At 60.9% G+C, this 21,037-nt stretch carries 17 protein-coding genes; 9 read left to right on the forward strand and 8 right to left on the reverse strand.

The genetic code is table 11. The features are described from left to right. Positions 1 to 14: 14 nt before the first annotated feature. The 7 genes from E8K79_RS03330 to E8K79_RS03360 all read right to left on the reverse strand — a co-directional run bounded on the left by E8K79_RS03330 (position 15) and on the right by E8K79_RS03360 (position 6,887). Complete coding sequence (locus E8K79_RS03330; protein ID WP_135870133.1) at positions 15 to 917, reverse strand: sensor domain-containing diguanylate cyclase; 903 nt, start codon at positions 915 to 917, stop codon at positions 15 to 17. Between the two features lie 143 nt (positions 918 to 1,060). Continuing rightward, positions 1,061 to 1,963: a Ppx/GppA phosphatase family protein gene (locus tag E8K79_RS03335; RefSeq protein ID WP_136513474.1), complete on the reverse strand. Its 903-nt coding sequence runs from the start codon at positions 1,961 to 1,963 to the stop codon at positions 1,061 to 1,063. After that, positions 1,960 to 3,630 carry a Na/Pi cotransporter family protein gene (locus E8K79_RS03340; RefSeq protein WP_136513475.1) on the reverse strand — a complete coding sequence of 557 codons (1,671 nt, stop codon included), beginning with the start codon at positions 3,628 to 3,630 and terminating at the stop codon, positions 1,960 to 1,962. The genes E8K79_RS03335 and E8K79_RS03340 overlap by 4 nt, the downstream gene beginning before the upstream one ends. A 134-nt stretch (positions 3,631 to 3,764) precedes the next feature. Further along, positions 3,765 to 4,040, reverse strand: a complete 276-nt coding sequence (locus E8K79_RS03345; protein ID WP_135870136.1) for an HU family DNA-binding protein — start codon at positions 4,038 to 4,040, stop codon at positions 3,765 to 3,767. A gap of 26 nt (positions 4,041 to 4,066) precedes the next feature. After that, positions 4,067 to 5,149, reverse strand: coding sequence for a tetratricopeptide repeat protein (locus tag E8K79_RS03350; protein WP_136513476.1), 1,083 nt, complete (start codon positions 5,147 to 5,149; stop codon positions 4,067 to 4,069). Between the two features lie 36 nt (positions 5,150 to 5,185). After that, the gene (rlmD, locus tag E8K79_RS03355; RefSeq protein ID WP_136513477.1) at positions 5,186 to 6,502 is read right to left on the reverse strand and encodes a 23S rRNA (uracil(1939)-C(5))-methyltransferase RlmD; all 1,317 of its coding nucleotides are present in this window, start codon (positions 6,500 to 6,502) and stop codon (positions 5,186 to 5,188) included. Next, positions 6,495 to 6,887 carry a hypothetical protein gene (locus E8K79_RS03360; RefSeq protein WP_136513478.1) on the reverse strand — a complete coding sequence of 131 codons (393 nt, stop codon included), beginning with the start codon at positions 6,885 to 6,887 and terminating at the stop codon, positions 6,495 to 6,497. Before E8K79_RS03360 ends, rlmD begins: the two co-directional genes overlap by 8 nt. A 181-nt stretch (positions 6,888 to 7,068) precedes the next feature. Between E8K79_RS03360 and infA the strand changes: the two genes are divergently transcribed. The 7 genes from infA (at position 7,069) to E8K79_RS03395 (ending at position 13,946) form a co-directional block, all read left to right on the forward strand. Next, positions 7,069 to 7,287 carry a translation initiation factor IF-1 gene (infA, locus tag E8K79_RS03365; protein WP_129125668.1) on the forward strand — a complete coding sequence of 73 codons (219 nt, stop codon included), beginning with the start codon at positions 7,069 to 7,071 and terminating at the stop codon, positions 7,285 to 7,287. Between the two features lie 155 nt (positions 7,288 to 7,442). Then, a complete protein-coding gene (gene efp, locus E8K79_RS03370) occupies positions 7,443 to 8,006 on the forward strand; it encodes an elongation factor P (RefSeq protein WP_135870140.1) in 564 nt (187 codons plus the stop codon). Positions 8,007 to 8,009: 3 nt separating this feature from the next. Next, positions 8,010 to 8,921 carry an EF-P lysine aminoacylase EpmA gene (gene epmA, locus E8K79_RS03375; RefSeq protein WP_136513479.1) on the forward strand — a complete coding sequence of 304 codons (912 nt, stop codon included), beginning with the start codon at positions 8,010 to 8,012 and terminating at the stop codon, positions 8,919 to 8,921. Between the two features lie 147 nt (positions 8,922 to 9,068). Further along, positions 9,069 to 10,055 (forward strand): biotin synthase BioB, encoded by a 987-nt coding sequence (gene bioB / locus E8K79_RS03380; RefSeq protein ID WP_136513480.1) that lies wholly within the window; start codon positions 9,069 to 9,071, stop codon positions 10,053 to 10,055. 22 nt (positions 10,056 to 10,077) lie between these two features. Then, positions 10,078 to 10,797, forward strand: a complete 720-nt coding sequence (gene bioD / locus E8K79_RS03385; RefSeq protein WP_136513481.1) for a dethiobiotin synthase — start codon at positions 10,078 to 10,080, stop codon at positions 10,795 to 10,797. An 81-nt stretch (positions 10,798 to 10,878) separates the two neighbouring features. Next, positions 10,879 to 12,246, forward strand: coding sequence for an adenosylmethionine--8-amino-7-oxononanoate transaminase (gene bioA, locus E8K79_RS03390; protein WP_136513482.1), 1,368 nt, complete (start codon positions 10,879 to 10,881; stop codon positions 12,244 to 12,246). A 323-nt stretch (positions 12,247 to 12,569) separates the two neighbouring features. After that, positions 12,570 to 13,946, forward strand: coding sequence for a TatD family hydrolase (locus tag E8K79_RS03395; RefSeq protein WP_136513483.1), 1,377 nt, complete (start codon positions 12,570 to 12,572; stop codon positions 13,944 to 13,946). Here the strand turns inward: E8K79_RS03395 and E8K79_RS03400 are convergent. Next, positions 13,943 to 16,018, reverse strand: a complete 2,076-nt coding sequence (locus E8K79_RS03400; protein WP_136513484.1) for an ATP-binding protein — start codon at positions 16,016 to 16,018, stop codon at positions 13,943 to 13,945. The genes E8K79_RS03395 and E8K79_RS03400 overlap by 4 nt on opposite strands. A 560-nt stretch (positions 16,019 to 16,578) precedes the next feature. Between E8K79_RS03400 and E8K79_RS03405 the strand changes: the two genes are divergently transcribed. Together E8K79_RS03405 and E8K79_RS03410 are read left to right on the forward strand one after the other, a co-directional pair. Next, positions 16,579 to 18,720 carry a sensor domain-containing diguanylate cyclase gene (locus tag E8K79_RS03405; protein ID WP_136513485.1) on the forward strand — a complete coding sequence of 714 codons (2,142 nt, stop codon included), beginning with the start codon at positions 16,579 to 16,581 and terminating at the stop codon, positions 18,718 to 18,720. A 227-nt stretch (positions 18,721 to 18,947) separates the two neighbouring features. Next, positions 18,948 to 21,035, forward strand: a complete 2,088-nt coding sequence (locus tag E8K79_RS03410; RefSeq protein WP_136513486.1) for a PilZ domain-containing protein — start codon at positions 18,948 to 18,950, stop codon at positions 21,033 to 21,035. Positions 21,036 to 21,037: the final 2 nt, after the last annotated feature.

Consider the following 21,037-nt stretch of genomic DNA (forward strand, 5'->3'; position numbering starts at 1 on the left):
CTGGGCGGGGCGCGCTACCCGATGCTGAGCCGGTTTTTGCCGGCCGTCTTGCTCTGGTACATGAGGGAATCGGAGCGCTGCAGGAGGGTGTGCAGCGTGTCGGTCTTGAGCGCCATGGTGGCGCCGATGGAGATGGTGACGCGCAGATGCACGTCATCGACCAGGAGAAAGGACTTCTCGACGAGCTTGCGCAGGCGCTGTCCCATGTGCTTGAGGTTCGCGGCGGTGACGTTTCGGACGATGCCGACGAACTCCTCGCCTCCCCAGCGCCCGTAAAGGTCGAAGGGGCGGGAGTTAGCGCTCAGCGTGCCGGCGACGAACTGCAGTACCCGGTCGCCGGTATCGTGCCCGTAGCGGTCGTTGATGCACTTGAAGTCGTCCAGGTCCATGAACAGGACGCCGAAGGGGATGTCGTAGCGGTTCAACTCCTCAAGGCGGGCCTCGAGCTCACGGTCCAGGTAACGGCGGTTGGCAAGCTGGGTGAGTCCATCCAGGAGGGCCAGTTTTTCCAGCTCCTGCAGCCGCATCTCGTTGGCCGCGGTAAAGCTGTCGTCGGAGAACATCTCGACGCCGCCGATTACCTTGCCGTCGTCGTCGGTGAGCGGCACGACCCGGACCAAGACCGGCAGCCGGTGACCGTTTTTATGGTGCAGAAAGACGCGCGCTTCGTGCGGAGTGCCGGATTCTATGGTGGTCGCGAGGGGACATTCACTGCAGCAGAGGTTTAGGCCTATATCGTCGACGTGGCAGAGGATGTTGTCTGCACACGGCTTCCCGACCACCTCATCCGCGCCGTAGCCGGAGATCCTTTCCGCGGCGTGGTTCCAGAAGACGATCTTCCGGTTCATGTCGACGATATACAGGCCGTCACGCAGCTCTTCGATGATTTTTAAGTATGAAGCGCTGCTGAGATGCATGACACGTGCTCCTTCAGGGCGGAGAAGACTGAACCGGTATCCGAAGGATGCGCGGCCAGACAGCGAATAATGAGCAAGATGTGGCCGAAGTGTTAATGAGTATAGTCGCTGCCCGTAAGGTTGTCAAAAAAAGCCCGCCCCAGCTAGACACCGAGGATCGCCCCTTCCAGCAGTCCGGAATCGCTCACCTTGAAGCTCCCGAAACCGAAGACGCGCATGGTGGTCAGCACCACCAGCACTCCGGCGATGATGAGATCCTCCCTGCCCGGCTCAAGGCCCGGCACCAGGAGGCGCTCCTGAGGCGTCAGGGGAAGCAGCCGCTCGAACATCGCCTCGACCTTCGCAAAAGGCAGGGTGTAGTTGTTCACCCGCCGATAATCGTAGTCGGTCATGCCGAGGTCGATGGCGGCCAGGGTTGTAGCGGTCCCGGCGGTGCCGACCAGGGTTGCGGCGGCAAAACGCTCGAGATGCCCTTCCCCCTGAAGTTCCCTTTTGAGCCCTTCGAGTTCGCGTCTGACCTTCTCCTCCATGGCGGCGACGCTCCCCTTCCCTTCCGTGAGACGTACCACCCCGATCGGGAGGCTGCGCGAGAATAGCGGCTGCTGCAGCGCCGCAAGCGTGTACTCGGTACTCCCCCCTCCGACGTCGAAAACGGCGAGATCCTCGTCCTTGTTGTCGAGGATGGCGGCGACCCCCCTGAGGGTGAGGACGGCCTCCTCGTTGCCATCTATCACCTCGAGGGTGATGCCGGTTTGTTCCTGTACACGACGACAGAACTCCGCGCCGTTTTTGGCGTCGCGGACCGCGGAAGTAGCCACGGCTCTCACGCGACGGACGCCGTGCGTCGCCATGTCGGCGGCAAATTCCTTGAGTGCTGCAAGCGAGCGCAATTGCGCCTCTTCCGAGAGCCCGAACTCCCTGGTGAAGCCCCCCCCGAGCCTGGTGATGATCCTCTTGAGAAGGATCTGGCGGTAGGGATCCCGGCTGGCGATCAGGAGGCGCGCGGTGTTGGTGCCGAGGTCGATGGAGGCTACTTTGTCGGTCATGGGGTTATTCCTTTCTTTTCGTTGATCATGGAGAATCCGAGTTGGGCGATCTTGGAGAACGAGGCGATCATGTCGCCGTACAAAAGCCCGGAGACGATGCTGCACTTGCCGCTTTTCAGACGGCGCAGGTGACTTGTCTGCAGCTCGCTTTCAAGCGCAGCGATCTCGAGCTGGAGTGGGGTCAGGTCGGGGGCGTCCTCACCCTTCAGGACCGCCTCGCAGAGTTGCACCACGGCGCCCACCCGCGCCGCGAAACGCTTCAACTCGTCCATCGCGCTTGATGAAAAACGAAGCCGCTCTTCCTTCTTGCGCATCAGGTAGTTGAGCACCGCTTCGATATGGTCCCCCACCTGTTCGATCTCGTTCACGAGCTCGAGCATGGCCGGGATTTCCACGGCGCGCTCAATCGAGAGCGTCTCGCGCGAAAGGGCCACCAGGAACTGGGACATGTCACGATGCAGGATGTCGAGAACCACCTCCTTGTCGCGTACCGCGGCGGCTACCTTGGGGTTGAAGCCGTCGAACTGGGAAACGAGGTCGGCATACATCGAGGCGGCGATGCTCCCCATGCGGGCCAGTTCGTTCCAGGCCTGCACGAGAGCGATGGTCGGCGTCTTGATCACCCGGACGTCGATGAAGCGGGGCCTAGGCTCGCTCTCGGAGCGTCTCGTCGGGAGGAGCGTCTCGGCGGAGCGGGCGAAGAATCCGATGGTCGGGAGAAACACGAGAAGCGACGCGACGGTGAAGATGGTATGCGCGTTGGCCAGGTGTCGGGCGATGTGCGGGCGCAGGGCCTGCACCACGGCCTCGGGCGGAGCGCCCTGGTGCAAAAGGGTAAGGTCGCCGGGCGAGACCTGGGCGACCAGGCGCAGAAACAGCGGGAAAAATATGAACGCGAGGGCGATGGCGCCCCAGCTGATGCCAAGGTAGATGATCACGGCCCGTTTCGCGGTCTGGCTGCCGCCGATCGATGCGATGAGCGGGATGAGCGCCGCACCAGCCACCTCGCCTATCACCATGGCGATGGCGGAATCGTAGGAGAGAACACCGGCCGAAGCGAGTGCGATTACGATACCGAGGGTGGCGCTGCCGGATTGCACCACAAAGGTGAGGAGCGCGCCGATAAGGACCGCCACCAGGCGCAGCGAAGGTAGCGTCTGGTGCAGCCCCGCGATGATGGCGCTCTCGCTGAGCGGCAGGCAGGCCCCCTCCAGGATGGAAAGACCGAAGAAGACGAGACCGATACCGAGGAGCATCCGGCCGAGATTGGAGAGTCTCCTGCTGCGCGAAAAGAAGCTGAAGAAGACGCCGAGGGCGATGGCCGGTAGCCCGAGTGCGGAGACCCGGAAGGCGATGAACTGGATGGCGAGCGTGGTGCCGATACCGGTGCCTAGCAGTACGCCCAGGGCTTGGTACAGCGAGAGGAGACCGGCGTTAACGAAGCCGACCACGAGCACGGACGCAGCCGGGCCGGACTGGAGCAGCGATGCGAGACAACTGCCGAGCAAAGGGGCGGTGAGGCGGTTTCCGGTGGTGCGCTCGAGGATGCGGCGCAGGCGCTCTCCGGTGACCTTCTGCAGCCCCTCCGACATGGTCCGCATGCCGAGGATGAAGAGCGCAAGGCCGCCGAGGGCCTCTACGATGTACGACCAAAAGGTGGGAAACATGGCAAGGCCGGTTCTGGCTCTGTAAAAGCTGTACTACAGCTACAAAACAATGGGCGCCCGCCGGCGGGAGGCCGGCGGGCGCAATGGTGACTACGAAGATCTTCGGATCCCGCGGACGTCGACGGAAAGTTCAGCTAACCGGAGACCTTTTCCTTCAGTTCCTTGCCGACCTTGAAGAAGGGAAGCTTCTTGGCCTTTACTGAAATGGATTCGCCTGTCTTGGGGTTCCTTCCGGTATAGGCGTCGTACTCTTTCACCACGAAGCTTCCAAAGCCCCTTATCTCGATCCGGTCACCGGATAGCAGGGCTTCGGTCATCGAAGCGAAGACCGCGTTGACCACCTCCTCGGCTTTCTTGAAGGAGAGGGTCTTTCTGGCAGCGAGAGATTCAATGAGTTCTGATTTGTTCATTGTCCACCTCCGGGGAACCACTTGCTTTAACAACAACCCTTTAAATATTTTTTGGTCAGGAACTTCACGTCGTCGGAGCGTCCCTGCCCGTTGAGAATCGGAATGAGCCTTTCAGCGGCGGAACGCGCCACGCTCGGATGCTCGAGCGACTTGGTCCAAAGCTCCATGGCGCGCTCGGTGTTGCCAGTAGTTTCGTGCAACTCGCCCAGCATGAACTGAGCCTGGTCGGGGAGGATATCAAGCTCGAGCATCTTCTCCACGACCGCCATGGCCTGCGGATAAGCCCCGCCGCCTGCGTAAAGCTGGACCAGCGCGAGGTATACCGCAGCGTTCTGCGGATTGAGGGCAAGAGCGCGATTCAGGAGCTTTTCGCTCTCATGAATTTGGCCGCCCCTGAACATTATAAGTGCCACTTCGTATAATACAATGTCATTTTCACCAGATAACAACATTTCCTGCAAAATTGTGAAAGCGTCGCGGTCGTTACCCTCATGAATCAGGAGGTAGGCACGGGCAAATTTAGGACCCATGGCAGCATAGCGTCCCGGCAGGTCGCCTGGGAGCGGCTGGACCATGAGGTAGAACTGATCCTCCTCTGAGAGGCTCATTTCCATGGGGGCCGGCTCCTCGTGATGGTGGCCGCCGTGCCCCTTGCAGCTCGTGCAGGAGCCGCCGCTGTGCGGCTTGTAGTTGCCTACAGCGGCAGCTGCTGCCGGTGCGGCAGCAGCGGAAGCGGCAGCGGCACCGTCCGCGGGAGCTGCGGCGGGTGCAGGCTGCTCCAGTTTGAGGGCCTCAGCCTCGGCGCGCGACTTGATGCCGCGGTCGACGGCCAGGTCGGCGGCAAGCCGGAAATGGTCGTATGCCTTCTGCGCCTCGCCCGCCCTGAGCGCATGCTCCCCTTCCTGGAGGTTCAACGCCCCCAGGTGGTCGCAGGCCTGATTAAAACCCTCACGGATCGCCGCAGCCTCCTGCGCCGCGTCCTCGGGGCAAAGCCTCAGCGCTTCCTCGAAATCAACGCGCGCATCGGCGAAACGCTCCGCCGCGAGGTGCTTGGCACCCTGGTTCTGGTAGTGACGAAAATCCTTCTTGCCGAACAGTCCGAAAAACATGCAGCCTCCGATAATGGTGGAAATAACAAACTCACATCACATTCGAATGAGTTCGGTAACGCTTTCTAGGTGATACGTCTGCGGAAACATGTCGACCGGCTTGGACCGCGTGACCCGGTATCCGGCGCCCTGCAGTTGCGCGAGATCGCGCGCGAGGGTCGTCGGGTCGCAGGAAACGTAGATGATCCGTTCCGGTTCGAGCTGAGCCAGTTCGGCGGCGGCTTCGGCGCCCGCGCGCGGCGGATCGAGTACTACGAGGTTGAACCTCTCCTTGCGCTTCGCCAGACGCCGGACCGCGAGTGATGCGTCGCTCACCTGGAACGAGGCGTTCTCGACGCCGTTTGCCTCCGCGTTGACCGCAGCATCCTGGATCGAGGGAGCGAATCCCTCCACACCAAAGACCTCGGCGGCGTAAGGGGCAAGCGGAATGGAGATGTTGCCGTTGCCGCAGTAAAGATCGAGCACCCGTTCCTTGCCGGTTAGGGCCGCCCACTCCCAGACGGTGCGGATGAGTTCGAGGTTCTGCCGGTAGTTCACCTGGGAGAAGCCGCCCCGACTGAAACGAAGGCGCATCTGCCGTGCCCCCGGAAACAGGTCGGCCGGGATGCAGTAGCTCAGGGAATCGATGCCGAAAGCGCGGATGAGCTCGCCCTTCCCCCCCCTTTTCACGTACGCTCCCGATACGGATGGGATCAGGTCGCGTGCGGCGGCAAGCTCCTCAGCCACCTGTTCCGGCCGCGCCTCGCGGCAGTGCAGGATGGCGATCCCCTCCCCGTCGTCGCCCATGGCGAGATCGAGTTGCTGTACCGTCTCGCCGTGCGGCAGCCGCGACAAGATAGAGCGGAACTCATCCGCCATCCGGTTCAACAGCTCGTGAGCCAGGGGACACCCGGCGCCGAAATCGACGATGTCGTGGGAACCGGTGCGGAAGAAACCAAGCCTCAATGCGCCCTTGTGCCGGGAGACCTTCAACTGGACCCTGGAGCGGTAGCCGTAGCATTCCGGCGAGGGGGAAACCGGCAGGACCACCTCGCGCGGCACCTTGCCGATGCGGCTCAAGGTGTCGGTGAAGATGGTCCCCTTTGTCGCCAACTGCTCGGCATAGGAGAGGAACTGCCAGTCGCAGCCGCCGCACGCGCCGAACACGGGGCAGGAGGGCTCGATGCGCAGCGGGGACGCCGCCACCAGTTCAAGCAGCTCGGCCTCCACGAAGGAGCGCTTCTCCTTAATGACGCGGACGCGGGCGGTATCCCCCGGTGCGGTGAAAGGCACGAAACAGGCCTTGCCGTCGAGGCGTGCGAACCCGGCACCGCCGTAGCAAAGGCTCTCGATGGAGACTTCGTACTCAGCCATGGACGCCCCGCGGGATGAACCCTCTTTTGGGCCCCTGGGCCTTGACGAGCTCGGACTGCGCGAGTTTTTTAGGGAAACCGGGACCGCTGAAATACTCGAGGGAGTGTTCTACGAAATGGGCGATCACCCGGTCGACGGTCTCCTCGACTGAGGCGCCGGCAACGCCCTGGTGCTCGATCTCTTTCTGGTAACTGACACAGGCGCCGAGAAGCTTTGTGGCTGTCTCATAGGACGCCTCGTCCTGGAACAGGTCCGGAGTAAGAGGCACGTCGCAGCTTATCTTCACCCTTACTTGGTGGTAGTCGCCGAAGTAGCGGCGGGACGCATCGAAGAAACGAACGGTGAGCCCGTTGGAGAGCGGGATCTCCTTGATCAGTTTTGGCATGTAAAAGGACACCTCTGGCAGAAATCTCGTCATTTTTTTAGCATGTTATGGGTGTTCTGTAAATAGCGATGATACCGTGAGAAAAATGGAGCAGACGGCGAAAACCAGCTTGCTTTTTTAAGTAAATATTTGTAGACTCGCCTGTTGTTAAAACAAGCCACACATACCGCCAGGAGCGAAAATGAGCAAGGAAGAAGCAATTGAAGTCGAAGGGACGGTCATAGAGCCGCTTCCCAACGCTATGTTTAAGGTGAAGCTGGAAAACGACCATATCGTGCTGGCACACATCTCCGGCAAGATGAGGAAGTTCTTCATCAAGATCCTGCCGGGCGACAAGGTCACCGTAGAGCTTTCCCCCTATGACCTGAGCCGCGGCCGCATCACCTATCGCGCCAAGTAGTCCTCCCCCGTACGTCACCGGCGTCTGTCCCAGCCACATTCAGCATCGCTGCAAGGCAATACGGATAACATAGACCCGATACCGGTTTAGTGCGTGCCGCCCACGCAGCACACTAGAGCCCTATCCAAATATCAATAAAGAACGAGGAAGAACCTATGTACACTGCAGCCGATCTGAGAAAAGGCCTGAAGATCGCCATCGACAACGAGCCGTACATCATCACCCACTTCGACTTCGCTAAGCCGGGCAAGGGGCAGGCGCTCTACCGCACCAAGCTTAAGAACATGATCACCGGCTCGACCCTGGACCGCACCTACCGCTCCGGCGAGACCTTCGAGCCCGCACAGCTCGAGGACCGCAAGATGCAGTACCTCTACAAGGAAGACGATCACTACTGCTTCATGGACAACACCACCTACGAGCAGATCCACATCAGCGAAGGCGCCATGGGCGACGCCAAGAACTACCTGATCGACAACCTCCCGGTTGACGTGCTCCTCTTCAGGGAGAAGGCGATCGGCGTCGAGGTTCCCAACTTCGTCAACCTCCGCGTCGTGCAGACCGACCCGTGGGTCAAAGGCGACACCTCCGGCAGCGACTCCAAGCCCGCCACCGTCGAGACCGGCTACGTCCTGCGCGTACCGCCGTTCATCGAGGAAGGCGAGCTGATCACCATCGACACCCGTACCGGCGAGTACTCCACCAGGGTGAAGGGGTAACAGATGCCCGGAAGTTGGCCACTGGCCAGGCGCTCACAGGCCCTGGCCCAGCGTGGCGCGATCTTCAACAGGATCAGGATGTTTTTCCATGAAAAGGGGTATCTCGAGGTCGAGACCCCTTTTCGCATACCTGCTCCCGCCCCCGAGGCCCAGATCGACGCCATCCCCAGCGTCGGCTGGTTCCTGCAGACCTCCCCGGAACTCTGCATGAAGCGCCTTCTGGCCGCGGGGTATCCGCACATCTTCCAGATCTGCCGCTGCTGGCGGGACGGCGAGCGCGGCTCACGCCACTTAAGCGAGTTCACCATGCTCGAGTGGTACCGCGCACAGGCGGACTACCAGGTCCTCATGGCCGAGACCGAGGAACTGGTCCGAGCCGCCGCCGGGAGCGAAAGCATCGACTACCGCGGCAACAAGATCGACCTCTCGCTTCCCTGGGAGCGGATCACGGTCCGCGACGCCTTCCTGCGCCACACCGACACCACCGCCGAGGCGGCTCTTGCCGACGGGAGCTTCGACGAGCTCATGGTGGAGCGCATAGAACCGCACCTGGGCCTCACGCGTCCCACCTTCATCTACGACTACCCAGCCAGTTGCTCGGCCCTCGCCAGGCTCAAGGCGTCCGACCCCACGGTGGCGGAGCGCTTCGAGCTCTACATCGGCGGACTCGAGATCGCGAATGCCTTCTCCGAACTGATCGACCCGGTCGAGCAGCGTGCCCGCTTCGAGGCCGAAGCGGCTGAGCGCGCGGCGCAGGGTAAACTCACCTACCCGATGCCGGAGAAGTTTCTCGCCGCCCTGTCCGATATGCCTGAGGCCGCCGGCATCGCCCTCGGGCTCGACCGCCTGGTCATGGTGCTACTTAACGCCGACTGCATCGACGACGTCGTCGCCTTCACCACGGAAGAGCTCTAGTCCCGCCTTGCCCCCATCTCTGCTACTCCGTAGGGGCGAATGATTATTCGCCCCTACACAGGCGGCGGGCAAATCGTCAACCACATCTTCGGAAGAGGTTGACAATCAACTCCTCAGCGTGATACACGACCTGCTGGAGGAACGTTCATGGAAAAATTCATCACTGAAATTGCACAAAGGATCATCGCCGGTGGCTCCATCACACCCGAGGAGGCTGTCCGCCTCACCGAGGCCGAGGGATCGGCAATATACGACCTGTTCCGCGCCGCTACCCGCGTGAAGGAACACTTCGTCGGCAACGAAGTACATCTCTGTTCCATCATCAACGCGAAGTCCGGGCGCTGCGCCGAGAACTGCGCCTTCTGCGCCCAGTCCTCGCACCACACGACCGACGCGCCGGTCTACCCGCTGGTCCAGGAGGATCAGATGGTGGAATGCGCCAAGACGGCCGAGACCAACGGCTCCGCTTGCTTCGGCATCATTACGAGCGGCACCACGGTGAAGGGTCAGGAACTGGAGCAGATCCTCGCCGCGCTGCGCCGCATCCGCAAGGAAACCACCATCCTCCCCTCCTGCTCGCTCGGCATCATCGACGAGGAGACCGCGCTCAAGCTGAAGGACGCCGGGATGGACACCTACCACCACAACCTCGAGACCGCCGAGAGCTTTTTCCCCAACATCTGCACCACGCACGCGTACAGCGAGGACGTCGAGACGGTTCGCGCCGTGAAAAAGGCGGGCGTCAAGGTCTGCTCGGGCGGTATCTTCGGCATGGGCGAGAGCGCCGCACAGCGCGTTGAGATGGCCTTCACGCTGAAGGAACTTGACGTTGACTCGGTGCCGATGAACTTCCTGAACCCGATCGACGGGACCCGCCTCGAGGGTGCCGCCCTCATCAGCACCATGGAGTGCCTGAAAACCATCGCGGTGTACCGCCTGATCCTGCCGGAGAAGCGCATCACCATCTGCGGCGGCAGGGAGAAGAACCTGCGCGACCTGCAGTCCTGGATCTTCTTCGCCGGCGCCAACGGCACCATGATCGGTAACTACCTCACCACGCTCGGGCGCAACGTCGACACCGACCTGACCATGTTCAGCGATCTCGGCCTCACCACGGTGATGTGCGCGCATTAAAACGAAGCGGAAAGGAACCCACATGTCAGCAAAAAGCATCTTCGTCACCGGCACCGATACCGGTGTGGGAAAAACCATCGCGTCAGCTACCATCGCCATGCTGCTCAGGAGGATGGGACATAGCGTCGGCGTGATGAAGCCGGTAACGAGCGGCTGCATAGAGCGGGACGGAAAGCTCATCTCCGAGGACGCCGAACTCCTCTGTTTCGGGGCTGACTTGCCGGTGACGCCGGACTGCACCCCTTACCTCCTCAGAGCGCCCCTCGCCCCTTCGGTCTCGGCTAGCCAGGACGGCGTCCGCATCAACTTCCAGGTGATCAAGGAGGCCTACGACCGGCTCGCCCAGAAGCACGAGTTCGTCATCGTCGAAGGGGCCGGCGGGCTCATGGTACCCCTCGCCGGTGGGCTTCTCGTCGCCGACCTCGCCCTGCACCTGGGGCTTCCCATCGTGGTGGTGGCACGCCCGAATCTCGGCACCATCAACCACACCCTGCTCACCACCTTCACCGCACGCACCATGGGGCTGAAGGTGAAAGGAGTCATCGTGAACCGCTACCCGGACACCCCTGACCAGGCCGAGTCCTACGCGCCGCACATGATCGATTCCCTTTCCGGCTCGCAGCTACTCGGCCTCTTCCCGGACATCCAGGGAGCGGACGAGCGCGAGACGGTGACCCGCGTCACCGATCACCTGCTGCAGCAACCGGCAACCGGGATCATGCTGCGCGAGATGTTTGACTAACAATTGGCAATCGACGATTGACAACGATGGCTCTGCCGCCGATACCTTGAACGGTGCGGCGGCAGAGCCTTTTTCAGGAGGATGAACGTGGTCGAACTGGATACGGAAACTCTCAGGCGCTACGACAGCGATTACCTTTGGCACCCCTTCACCCAGATGAGCGAGTGGGAGGGAGCGGAAAACATCATCATCACCAGGGGCGAGGGCTCCTACATCATCGACTCGGACGGCAACCGCTACCTGGACGGCGTGGCAGCCATCTGGACCAACGTGCACGGCCACTGCAAAAAAGAGATCAACGACGCGATCAAGGAGCAGGTGGACCGGCTCGAGCACGCAACGCTCCTGGGCCTCTCCAACGACCGCGCGGCGCTACTCGCCAAGCGCCTGATCGATATCGCTCCTCCGGGGCTTGCCAAGGTGTTCTATTCCGATAATGGCTCCACCGCGGTGGAGATCGGCGTGAAGATGGCATTCCAGTACCAGCAGCAGACCGGAAAGACGGAAAAGAAGAAGTTCATCCGCTTCGACAACGCCTACCACGGCGACACCGTCGGTTCCATGAGTGTCGGCGGCATCGCCATCTACCACGAGGTCTATGCGCCGCTCCTCTTCCCGACCATCATGGCCCCCTCCCCTTACTGCTACCGCTGCCCGCTCTCGCCGGAGGGGGACTGCACCAAGTGTGGCCTTCTCTGCCTTAAAGAGCTGGAGCGCCTCATGGAAAAGCACGCGCACGAGCTGGCGGGACTTGTCATCGAGCCGTCGGTTCAGGGCGCAGGCGGGATGATCGTGCAGCCTCCCGGTTTCGTGAAAGGGGTACGCGAGCTTTGCGACCGCTTCGACGTCCTCATGATCGCGGACGAGGTCGCCGTCGGCTTCGGGCGCACCGGCGCCATGTTCGCCTGTGGCAAGGAAGGGGTTACGCCGGACATCATGGCGATATCCAAGGGGATCTCGGCGGGGTACCTGCCGCTTGCCGCGACACTCACCACCCGCAAGGTCTACGACGCCTTCTGGGGGGAGTACAGCGCGCTCAAGACCTTCTTCCACGGGCACACCTTCACCGGCAACCCGATCGCCTGCGCTGCGGCCCTCGCAAGCCTCGATATCTTCGAAAACGAGCGGCTCCTGGAGCAGCTTCCGGAAAAGATCGATTACATCCAGGACCGTCTGCAGCGGCTCATGGAGCTCCCCCACGTGGGAGACGTGCGCCAGGAAGGGATGATCGGCGGAATCGAGTTGGTGCGGGACCGGCACACGCGCGAGCCGTACCCCTGGGAAGAGCGCGTCGGCGTGAGAGTCATCATGGAGGCGAGAAAGCACGGCCTCTTCCTGCGCCCCTTGGGCAACGTGATCGTCGTGTTCCCGCCCCTCTCCATCTCCATGGACGAACTCACCATCCTCATGGACGGCATCGAGGCCTCGATCCGCAGCGTGACCGAATAGCCTCCCGAAGCAGAGCCGGTTTGCAGCTTCACAGGTACTTTTCTACAGGGAAGGCAATCCAGAAAGCTCTGGCATCTCGCAATATCTTCCAGTAATATATGGTGCTTCGCCCTCCCCCCTCTCCCCCGGGAGAGGGGCGGGGGTGAGGGCGTAGCAATTGGCGACATGTTGCTGCCGGCAACGCCCTCAACCGGCCTGCGGCAACCCTCTCCCGTCTTCGCAGAGCGAAGCGCTACGGCGCGCAGGCCCAAAGGGAGAGGGAATGGTCATACAAACATCAATGGGATACAGAAGTTACCAGATCAACGCCGAAGGAGCACTTCATGGAACTGATCGACAGCCATTCGCACATATACGGCAGTGAGTACACGGAAGATTTCGAGGAGATGATGGCGCGCGCCAAAGAGGCGGGGGTCGACACCATCATGGCGGTCGGCGCCGATCTCGAGTCGAGCATCGCCGCCTGCGAACTCGCCAAGACGCGCGATAACATCTACTGCTCGGTCGGCATCCATCCCCACGACGCCGAGGGGGTGACCGAGGCGGATTACCATACGGTGCGCGAGCTTGCCCTCAACAATCCGAAGGTGGTCGCCATCGGCGAGGTGGGGCTGGACTTCTTCCGGGACCGCTCGCCCCGCCCGGCACAGGAAGAGGTGTTCCGCCGCTTCATCAGGATGGCGCGCGAACTCTCGCTGCCGCTCATCATCCACGACCGGGATGCCCACGACCGGATCCTCGCCATCCTCAAGGAGGAAAAGGCGGAGGAGGTCGGCGGCGTGCTGCACTGCTTCTCCGGCGACCTGGACATGGCCCGGACCTGCATCGACCTGAACTTCATGATCTCGATCCCCGGGACCATCACCTACCCCTCCAACGAGGCGCTCAGGGAGGTGGTACGCGGCGTGAAGATCGAAAAACTGATGGTGGAGACGGACGCTCCCTACCTGACGCCGGTGCCGCACCGCGGCAAGCGTAACGAGCCCGCTTTCGTACGCTACGCGGCAGAGAAAGTCGCAGAACTGAAGGGGCTCTCGCCGGACGACGTCGGGCGCATCACCTCCTTCAACACGCGCAGACTCTTCCGCATCGAGCAGGCGACTCAGGAAGACACCATCGCCTACAAGATACGCAATTCGCTATACCTGAACATCACCAACCGCTGCTCGAACCGCTGCACCTTCTGCCCCAAATTCGAGGAACTCTCGGTCAAGGGGCACGAGCTGAAACTCTCCCACGAACCGAATTACGCCGAGGTGATCGCGGCTGTCGACGCCGCTTCGGATTTTAACGAGGTGGTGTTCTGCGGCTTCGGCGAGCCGCTCATCAGGCTGGATCTTGTGAAGGAAGTGGCGGCCGAGTTGAAGCGGCGCGGGCTGAAGGTGAGGATCAACACGGACGGGCAGGCGAACCTCGTGCACGGCAGGAACGTATTGCCCGAACTCTCCGGGCTCGTCGACGCGCTTTCGGTAAGCCTGAACGCGTCCGACGCCAAGGAGTACGAGAGGCTCTGCAATACCCCGTTCGGAGGGGGCGGTTTTCAGGGGGTGTGCGATTTTCTGCGCGAGGCGCCGCGGCACGTGCCACAGGTGACGGCAAGCGTGGTCACGGTACCCGGGGTGGACGTGGAGAAGGTGCGTGAGCTCGCGCTGTCACTCGGGGTCGAGTTCCGCGAGCGCGAGTTTGAAGAGGTTGGCTAAGGGGCGTCACCCGGCGGGATGGTGAAGAAGAAGGTGGCTCCCTCGCCGGGCTTACCCTCGCCCCACACCGTCCCCCCCATACGTTCGATCATGCGCCGCACCATGGATAGACCCAGGCCGTGCCCGGCGAAGTCGGAGCCGTGGTGCAGCCGCTGGAAAGGCAGGAAGAGCTTGTTCGCCTGCGACATGTCGAACCCTACCCCGTTGTCCTTCACGTAACAGATCCCGTCGCGCCTGCCGAAGGAGATGACCGTTTCCGGCTTTCCGGCGCTGTACTTCCAGGCGTTCCCCAGGAGGTTCTCCATCACGCTGGCGAGGAGTTTCTCGTCGCCGTTCACCTGCACCCCTTCCTCTATCTCGACGCGTACGGTGCGTTTCACATCGGTAACTCTCAACTCCCCCACGATACGCTGCGCCATCGCACTCAGATCGACGCCGATCTCCTTGATGGGAGCAATACGCGCCTCGGATATGTCGAGCATCCGGTCGAGCGTCGCCTCCATCCGCTCGCCGCCGCCGATGATGTTCGACAGGTACTCGCGCGCCGTCGCGTCCAGCCGCTCCCCGTAACCGTCGAGGAGCAGTTCTCCGTACCCGTAGATCACCCTGAGCGGGGTGCGCAGGTCGTGCGACACCGAGTCGTACAGAAACTCGAGCTCGGCGTAGGCCTGACTCAGCTCGGCGGTCCTCTCGGAGACGCGCCGCTCCAACTGTTCCGACGCCTTTCTCAGCTGATCTGAAAGCTTGCGCTCGTTGGCAAGACGCATGGCGTTGCGGATGGCTACCCCGATCACCGGCGCGATCCCCTGGATCAGGTTCAGGTCGCTTTGCAGCAGTCCCCCGTCACGATTCGCGTCGTCAACGGCAAGGACACCCAGGGCTTCGCCTTCGCAGACGATCGGTACGCAGATGAAAGAGTGCACCCCTAGGGCCACGAAGAGGGAGAAATTCTCGGGAATCGCCTGGCCCCTTACGTCGTCTATGTTGTCGACAAGCAACGGCTTTTGGGCCCGAAAACAGCTAACCATGACCCCAGGTGCGGCGGAGTAGTCGAGCGGGAGCTCGATACGGCGGATCTTCTCTTCATCATCGGGGGAGAGCCCGAAACAGCCACGCAGCAAAAGTGCATTTTTTTCCAGGTCTGAAAGCATCATGATACCGCGCCCGTAGCCGAGCCGTTTGTGCAGCACCTGGTTCACGCTGGCGAGGATGTCCTCCAGTTCAGTCCGCGTCGAGATCACCTTGCCGATCTCGTTAATGGTGAGCGCGCTGTCGCAGTTCTCCTGGACCTGGGCAAGCAGCTTTTCGCTGGAGTTACGCATGCTGGTGAGCGAGGCAAGAAGGTCCTTGCGCTCGACACGGTTGCCGAGCAAGGCGAGCAGCAGGTAGAACACAAGGCTGCAGATGAGGACCGGCTCCAGCAGGAAATGGCCCAAAAAGAAGGTGGAGACGCAGAGAACGAGCAGGACGACGAAGGTGATGCGCCGTGCGAGCAACAGGCGCGCAGTCAATGAGGGGCGCCAACGGATCAGGTACCGGCAGACCTCGCCGCCGTCGAAGACGCACTCGGTATGCTCGATCTCAGGGAAGTCATGACCGAAAAGGAGGAAGGCCGCCTCGAAAAACCCCATCCTGTTCTCGCACTGGTTCGGATTCTCCCGCACCCCCTCGTTAAAGGTGACGTTGACCTCGATCTCACGGGAACCGGTCCTGCGGTGCGTACAGCGGGAAGAGCGGGTGAACCTGGGGGCGACCTTGCTGATGAAGTGAAGGATGTACTCGGGACCCACCATGCCTAGCATGAAGGATCGAAGCGGCCCAAGGGCCTCGGGAGAGGCGGCGTAGCGGCCTGCCTCACGGGCTATGCCGCGCCCGCCGGTCAGTTGCACCAGCCTGTCGTGAAACCGGTCCACCTGTCGCTGCGTGAACCAATGACCCGGGTCGGCCACCTCGTGCGGTTTCATCCCGGCGTGAGCCAGTAGCGCCGCCGTGTCGATATGGGGGTATTTCTGCCTGAGGAGCTTCAGGTAGGAGTCGAAAATGCGGCTGTTGTATAGCGGGGTATCGTGCAACGCTGGATTCCATGCCCTTGTAACGCTTCAACGGAGCGTGGAGTTTACCGGCTAAATGCGCGGGAATCAATCAAATTATTTCTCACGAGACTCATGGCGGGTATCGCACCGTCAGCCGGCACCGTGGGCGCCCTGAGACAAAGGTTCTTTTAATCAGTCATGACTCAGGCGCGACAAATTCGTTTTTTGTGAGCCAGTGCAAGGACAATGTAGTGTTGTCGTCCCATCCTTCCTGGTATTCAGCACACAAAACTGTGATATATGTGATTTAAAATACTGACTTTATGTATGAGGTCCATAATATTAACATAGCCCAAAATGCAGCAAGCCTTACCAACTTTCGCCAGTGAGTATTCCGTATGGCGGTGTTGACTGAAGTCGAAGAAACCGGTAATTATCAAGATGTAATGTCCGCCGCTGATGGGGCGCTTGTGCCCTTTTGATAGAAAGACAGCGTGCGGACCTTGGCGCAGAACGTGCATTTTTTTGATGTGATTCCGGGCGCGGTCGATATGCCTGCCGCCTGTGAAACACAACTTTGAAACCGGAGTGACTGAAACGTGGCGCAGCAAACGGCTGACATACCACTTCACGACCTGCTGGTGCAGCTGAAGGAGCTTCCCTCCCTCGCGCACTACAGCCTTACCCTGTACCGCAGGCGTAACGGCGCCGTCGCGTCCTGTCACCAGTTCGAAACCTGCTCCACCATCGTCGAAGACCCTCTCTGCCGCGATGTATCCCGCCAGTTTTTCGAAGAAAACATGGACGTCTTCTTCGAGGAGGGAACTCCGTCGGTGTGCCGCTACGGCGGCGGCTTCCTCGGATTCCTCATCCCCTTCGGCGTGGGCGGCGACGATTGCTGCCTCGTAGGCGACGGGGTGCGCGACGAGTCCATCGACCTGTGGCAGCTTGCCGCCCTTTCCCGCACCGAAGGCGGCGGAGATGCCTTTTCACTGCTCCCCTACGTGGAATCGCTTCACACGGCACGCTACGAGGAGGTGGAGGAAATAGCCCAGGAGGTGGGGCGCGCCATCGAGCAATACCGTTTCCCGACGGTAAGCACTCCCCTCCCCCAGAACGCCGCCGCTCTCTGCGAGTCGGTCACCGACCAGCGCCTGCAGGCCGTTTCCCAGGCGCTCGAGCGTATCGACCGATGTACCTCGGTCACCGCCTGCGTCGCCATCGGCTGCGAGACCATAGCCACCGAGTTCGAGGTCCCGCGCATCGCCGTTGCGCTCCCCGACGCCGAGGGTAAATCCTACCCGGTGACCGGGGTGTGGGGGATGCCAGACGAGATCGGGGTCGTGTCGGCCGAGGCCCTGCACCTGTTCCTCGCGCCTGCCAAGGGGGGTAAAGCGGTTCCCTGCGACGCCAAGATGCGCGCCGCCCTCCCCGGGCTCAACACCGCCATGTGCGCCTTCTTCCCTCTCAAGTCACAAGGGGAGCGGTTGGGCTTTTTGGCGCTGCCGGAGAGCGATATCCCGCAGAACTCGACCCTGCTCATCAACATGCTGACCGGTGCCATGGCCGCCAAGATGTCTTGGATCGTGAGGGACGCGGAGCGCTCAAAGGAAAACGCCCTCTCAGAGCGCCTCATGTCGCTCACCGACACGCTGCTGCAGATCGACAGCAAGGAGCAGCTGTACGAGGCAATCATGAAGATCGCGTCCGACCTGATCGAGGCGACCCAAGGATCCATCATGCTGATCGACAAGGACGGCGAGGGAATGCACATCGTCTTCACGCTCGGCATGACGCTCAACATCGCCCGCTGTCTGCAGTTGAAGGTCGGCAAGGGGATCGCCGGCATGGTGGCGAAGACCGGGCAGCCCCTCCTGGTGAACGACGTGGAGAAGGACAGCCGCGTCGCCATGGCAAACCGGCTCCGCTTCAAGTCCAAATCGCTTATCTGCCTTCCACTCAAGCTAAAAGACAAGGTGATCGGGGTCTTGAACCTCTCGGACAAGAAGAACCTCCGACCCTTCACCAATGCGGACCTGCAGCTCCTCACCTCGTTCGCGAACTTAGCCTCGCTCATGATCGAGCGCACCGAGGTGCTCGAGGAGTCCGAACGTTTCGAACAGCTCTCGGTCACCGACGCCCTCACCGGACTTTACAACCGCCGCTTCCTGAAAAGCAGGCTCGAAGAGGAATTAAACCGCAGCACGCGCCACAGCCTGAACCTCACCATCATCTTCATCGACCTCGACTTCTTCAAGAGCTACAACGACCTCTGCGGGCACCTGGCAGGGGACGAGGCGTTGAAGATTACCGCGGACATCATCAAGGAATCGTTGCGCGAGATGGATATCGTCGCGCGTTACGGCGGTGAGGAGTTCTGCGCCGTCCTACCGGGGACCTCGAAAAGCGAGGCACTCATCGTCGCCGAGAGGATCCGTACCGAGATCGAAAACAAGCGCTTCCCCGGCGAGAGCGACATTCCGCTGCGGCGCCTGACGGCAAGCCTCGGCGTCGCCTCCTTCCCCGAGGACGGCAGAACCTTCCACGATCTCGTGCACGCCTCCGACGTCGCGCTGTACGAGGCGAAGGCCCGGGGCAGAAACCGCACCGTCGCGGCGCGAAGCTCGGTATCCCAGCAAGAGAAAAGTGTCGATGTGGAGCCGCGCCAGGCCTCGTCTTCCCTCGCGAAAACCCTCGATTTCAACGCCTACCTGGAGGCATCGCTGCAGTCCAAAGCATGACGTCCCCTTCAGCCAAACGCTTAACGTCGTTCCCTCCTGATAGAACCTCTGCTACTGCTGTATTTTTGTTGCATCACACGGCGTTTTATTAGTGAAAATGTGTACGAATCGTGCTAATAATCACATCGCGCTTCGGAAGCATGCTTTGCGCTCTGCTGACAGCCGTCGGTCACGGTTAAATTCGGCAGTACAGCCTTTGCTTTCTCCTGTCGCCATGTGAGGTACTGATGAAAGACGCCAGCAAGATTCTTCAATTTGCCCGGCCAGATACAGTAATAGAATTTGCACCCGGTTCAGAAAAGGAAGTTGGTCTAAACAAGCTGATCAACAAACTGAACTTCATCAACTTCCAGGAAGAATCCATCCTTGTCAACTTCAGACACTCCAAGTATCCCCGCACCGTAACGCTCGAGGCGGCTCCCCTCCCCTGTCTCAACAACAAGCTCGAATGTCGCTGGGTCTCGACCGACGCCATTAACACGTCGACGGTCGGCTGCGTTTTCGACAACATATTCGTGGTGAGCGGCCATCGGCTTATCATGGCCGAGCCTGAGCTGATTAGCATCGACGAGGAAGGCGCCACCTTTCTCCTTCCCGACAAATCCATCGAGGTAAACTACCGGAAGTCGCGCCGGCACCCCTGCCAGGGGATCGCCGTCGAACTCTTTCAAAACGGTGCACGCCTCAACGGAACCCTGCTCGATTTCAGTGCCCTTACCTTCCGAGTGGAGGCAACGGGAGACGGCAGCAGGAACTTCAACTGGATCAACGATGAAGCGGCGGTGCAGGTCATCTTCAGCGACGATCACACCACCCTCTATTCGGCTGAGTGCCGCATCGCAACGCAGACGCTCGGACACAGCCGCAGGATCTACGTCCTGGAACCGTTGCAGGCCCACATGCGGCGCTTCAAGGCGAAGGAGGTCCGCAGCCTCCGCCACGAACTGCTCCCCCTGCCCAATGCCGTCTTCAGGCACCCCTTCAGTCACAAAAACATCGACCTGAAGGTGCTGGACATCTCCGGTTCCGGCTTTTCCGTCTGTGAGGATTTCGAGTCGAGCGTCCTTTTGCCGGGGATGATCATCCCGGACCTGGAACTGCGCATCGGCAACGGCTTCGCAACGAGGTGCTCCGCACAGGTGATCTACCGCGAGGACAAGCCTTTAAAGGAAAAGTCCTCCCTGGTGAAGTGCGGGCTGTGCTTTCTCGACATGGACATCCGCGACCATGTGAGCCTTCTTTCCATCCTGTACCTCGCCAAGGACAAGCACTCCTATATCAGCACGCAGATCGACCTCGACGCACTGTGGCAGTTCTTCTTCGACAGCGGCTTCATCTATCCGGAGAAGTACCACTACGTGCAGGCCAACAAGGCCCAGTTGAAGGAGACCTACCGCCGCCTCTACACGGAGAATCCGAGCATCGCGCGCCACTTCGTCTACCAGGAACACGGCACCATCCTGGGACACCTGGCGATGCTCCGTTTTTACCGGGGAAGCTGGCTTGTGCACCACCACGCCTCGAACAAGGCGGAGTCGAGCCTTGGCGGGCTCATCGTGCTGAACCATCTCTCGCACTCAACTAACGACTCCTACAACCTGAAGTCGTCCAAGATGGACTACCTCATCTGCTACTACCGGCCGGACAACAAATTCCCTAACCGGGTCTTCGGCGAAGCGGTGCAGGCCATGGGCGACAAGAAGGGTTGCTCCATCGACACCTTCGCCTACTTCCATTACCACCGCACCTTCTCGGACAACTGGAACTTCTCCGGCCCGTGGAGCCTCACCCGCACGACCCGCGAAGACCTGTTCGACCTCGAGGCCTTCTACGAGCAGCACTCCGGCGGGCTCATGCTGAACGCCTTCGACCTGGAGCCTGGGTGCGACTGCGGCGAACTCGCGCAGGATTACCGGGAGGCGGGCTTCAAGCTGGAGCGGCACCTTTACACGCTTAAAAGAGGCGGGACGGCCAAGGCGGTCATCATGGTCAACATCTCCGACATCGGCCTGAACCTGTCGGACCTGACCAACTGCATCACGGTACTGATCATCGACCAGGAACAGTTCCCAAAGGACATCCTGCTCATCGCACTATCTATCATCACGCACAAGTACCAGCAAAACGACCTGCCGGTACTCGTCTACCCGGCGAGCTACGCCGAGCACACAAGTCTCCCGTTCGAACGCAAGTACACGCTCTGGGCGTTCAACATCCAGACCCATACCTCCAAGTTCATCAAGTACCTAGGTGACCTCCACAACCGCAACAGGCACAGAAGGACGCAGGGAACAGAGTCGGCTCAAGGCACTTAAGG

The organism is Geomonas edaphica (genome assembly GCF_004917075.1).
GTDB classification, from domain to species: Bacteria; Desulfobacterota; Desulfuromonadia; order Geobacterales; family Geobacteraceae; genus Geomonas; species Geomonas edaphica.

Excerpts from the sequence above, each read along its gene's own strand:
- E8K79_RS03330 (WP_135870133.1), bottom strand. The coding sequence starts at position 917 with ATGCATCTCAGCAGCGCTTCATACTTAAAAATCATCGAAGAGCTGCGT.
- E8K79_RS03335 (WP_136513474.1), bottom strand. The coding sequence starts at position 1,963 with ATGACCGACAAAGTAGCCTCCATCGACCTCGGCACCAACACCGCGCGC.
- E8K79_RS03340 (WP_136513475.1), bottom strand. The coding sequence starts at position 3,630 with ATGTTTCCCACCTTTTGGTCGTACATCGTAGAGGCCCTCGGCGGCCTT.
- E8K79_RS03345 (WP_135870136.1), bottom strand. The coding sequence starts at position 4,040 with ATGAACAAATCAGAACTCATTGAATCTCTCGCTGCCAGAAAGACCCTC.
- E8K79_RS03350 (WP_136513476.1), bottom strand. The coding sequence starts at position 5,149 with ATGTTTTTCGGACTGTTCGGCAAGAAGGATTTTCGTCACTACCAGAAC.
- rlmD (WP_136513477.1), bottom strand. The coding sequence starts at position 6,502 with ATGGCTGAGTACGAAGTCTCCATCGAGAGCCTTTGCTACGGCGGTGCC.
- E8K79_RS03360 (WP_136513478.1), bottom strand. The coding sequence starts at position 6,887 with ATGCCAAAACTGATCAAGGAGATCCCGCTCTCCAACGGGCTCACCGTT.
- infA (WP_129125668.1), top strand. The coding sequence starts at position 7,069 with ATGAGCAAGGAAGAAGCAATTGAAGTCGAAGGGACGGTCATAGAGCCG.
- efp (WP_135870140.1), top strand. The coding sequence starts at position 7,443 with ATGTACACTGCAGCCGATCTGAGAAAAGGCCTGAAGATCGCCATCGAC.
- epmA (WP_136513479.1), top strand. The coding sequence starts at position 8,010 with ATGCCCGGAAGTTGGCCACTGGCCAGGCGCTCACAGGCCCTGGCCCAG.
- bioB (WP_136513480.1), top strand. The coding sequence starts at position 9,069 with ATGGAAAAATTCATCACTGAAATTGCACAAAGGATCATCGCCGGTGGC.
- bioD (WP_136513481.1), top strand. The coding sequence starts at position 10,078 with ATGTCAGCAAAAAGCATCTTCGTCACCGGCACCGATACCGGTGTGGGA.
- bioA (WP_136513482.1), top strand. The coding sequence starts at position 10,879 with ATGAACGTGGTCGAACTGGATACGGAAACTCTCAGGCGCTACGACAGC.
- E8K79_RS03395 (WP_136513483.1), top strand. The coding sequence starts at position 12,570 with ATGGAACTGATCGACAGCCATTCGCACATATACGGCAGTGAGTACACG.
- E8K79_RS03410 (WP_136513486.1), top strand. The coding sequence starts at position 18,948 with ATGAAAGACGCCAGCAAGATTCTTCAATTTGCCCGGCCAGATACAGTA.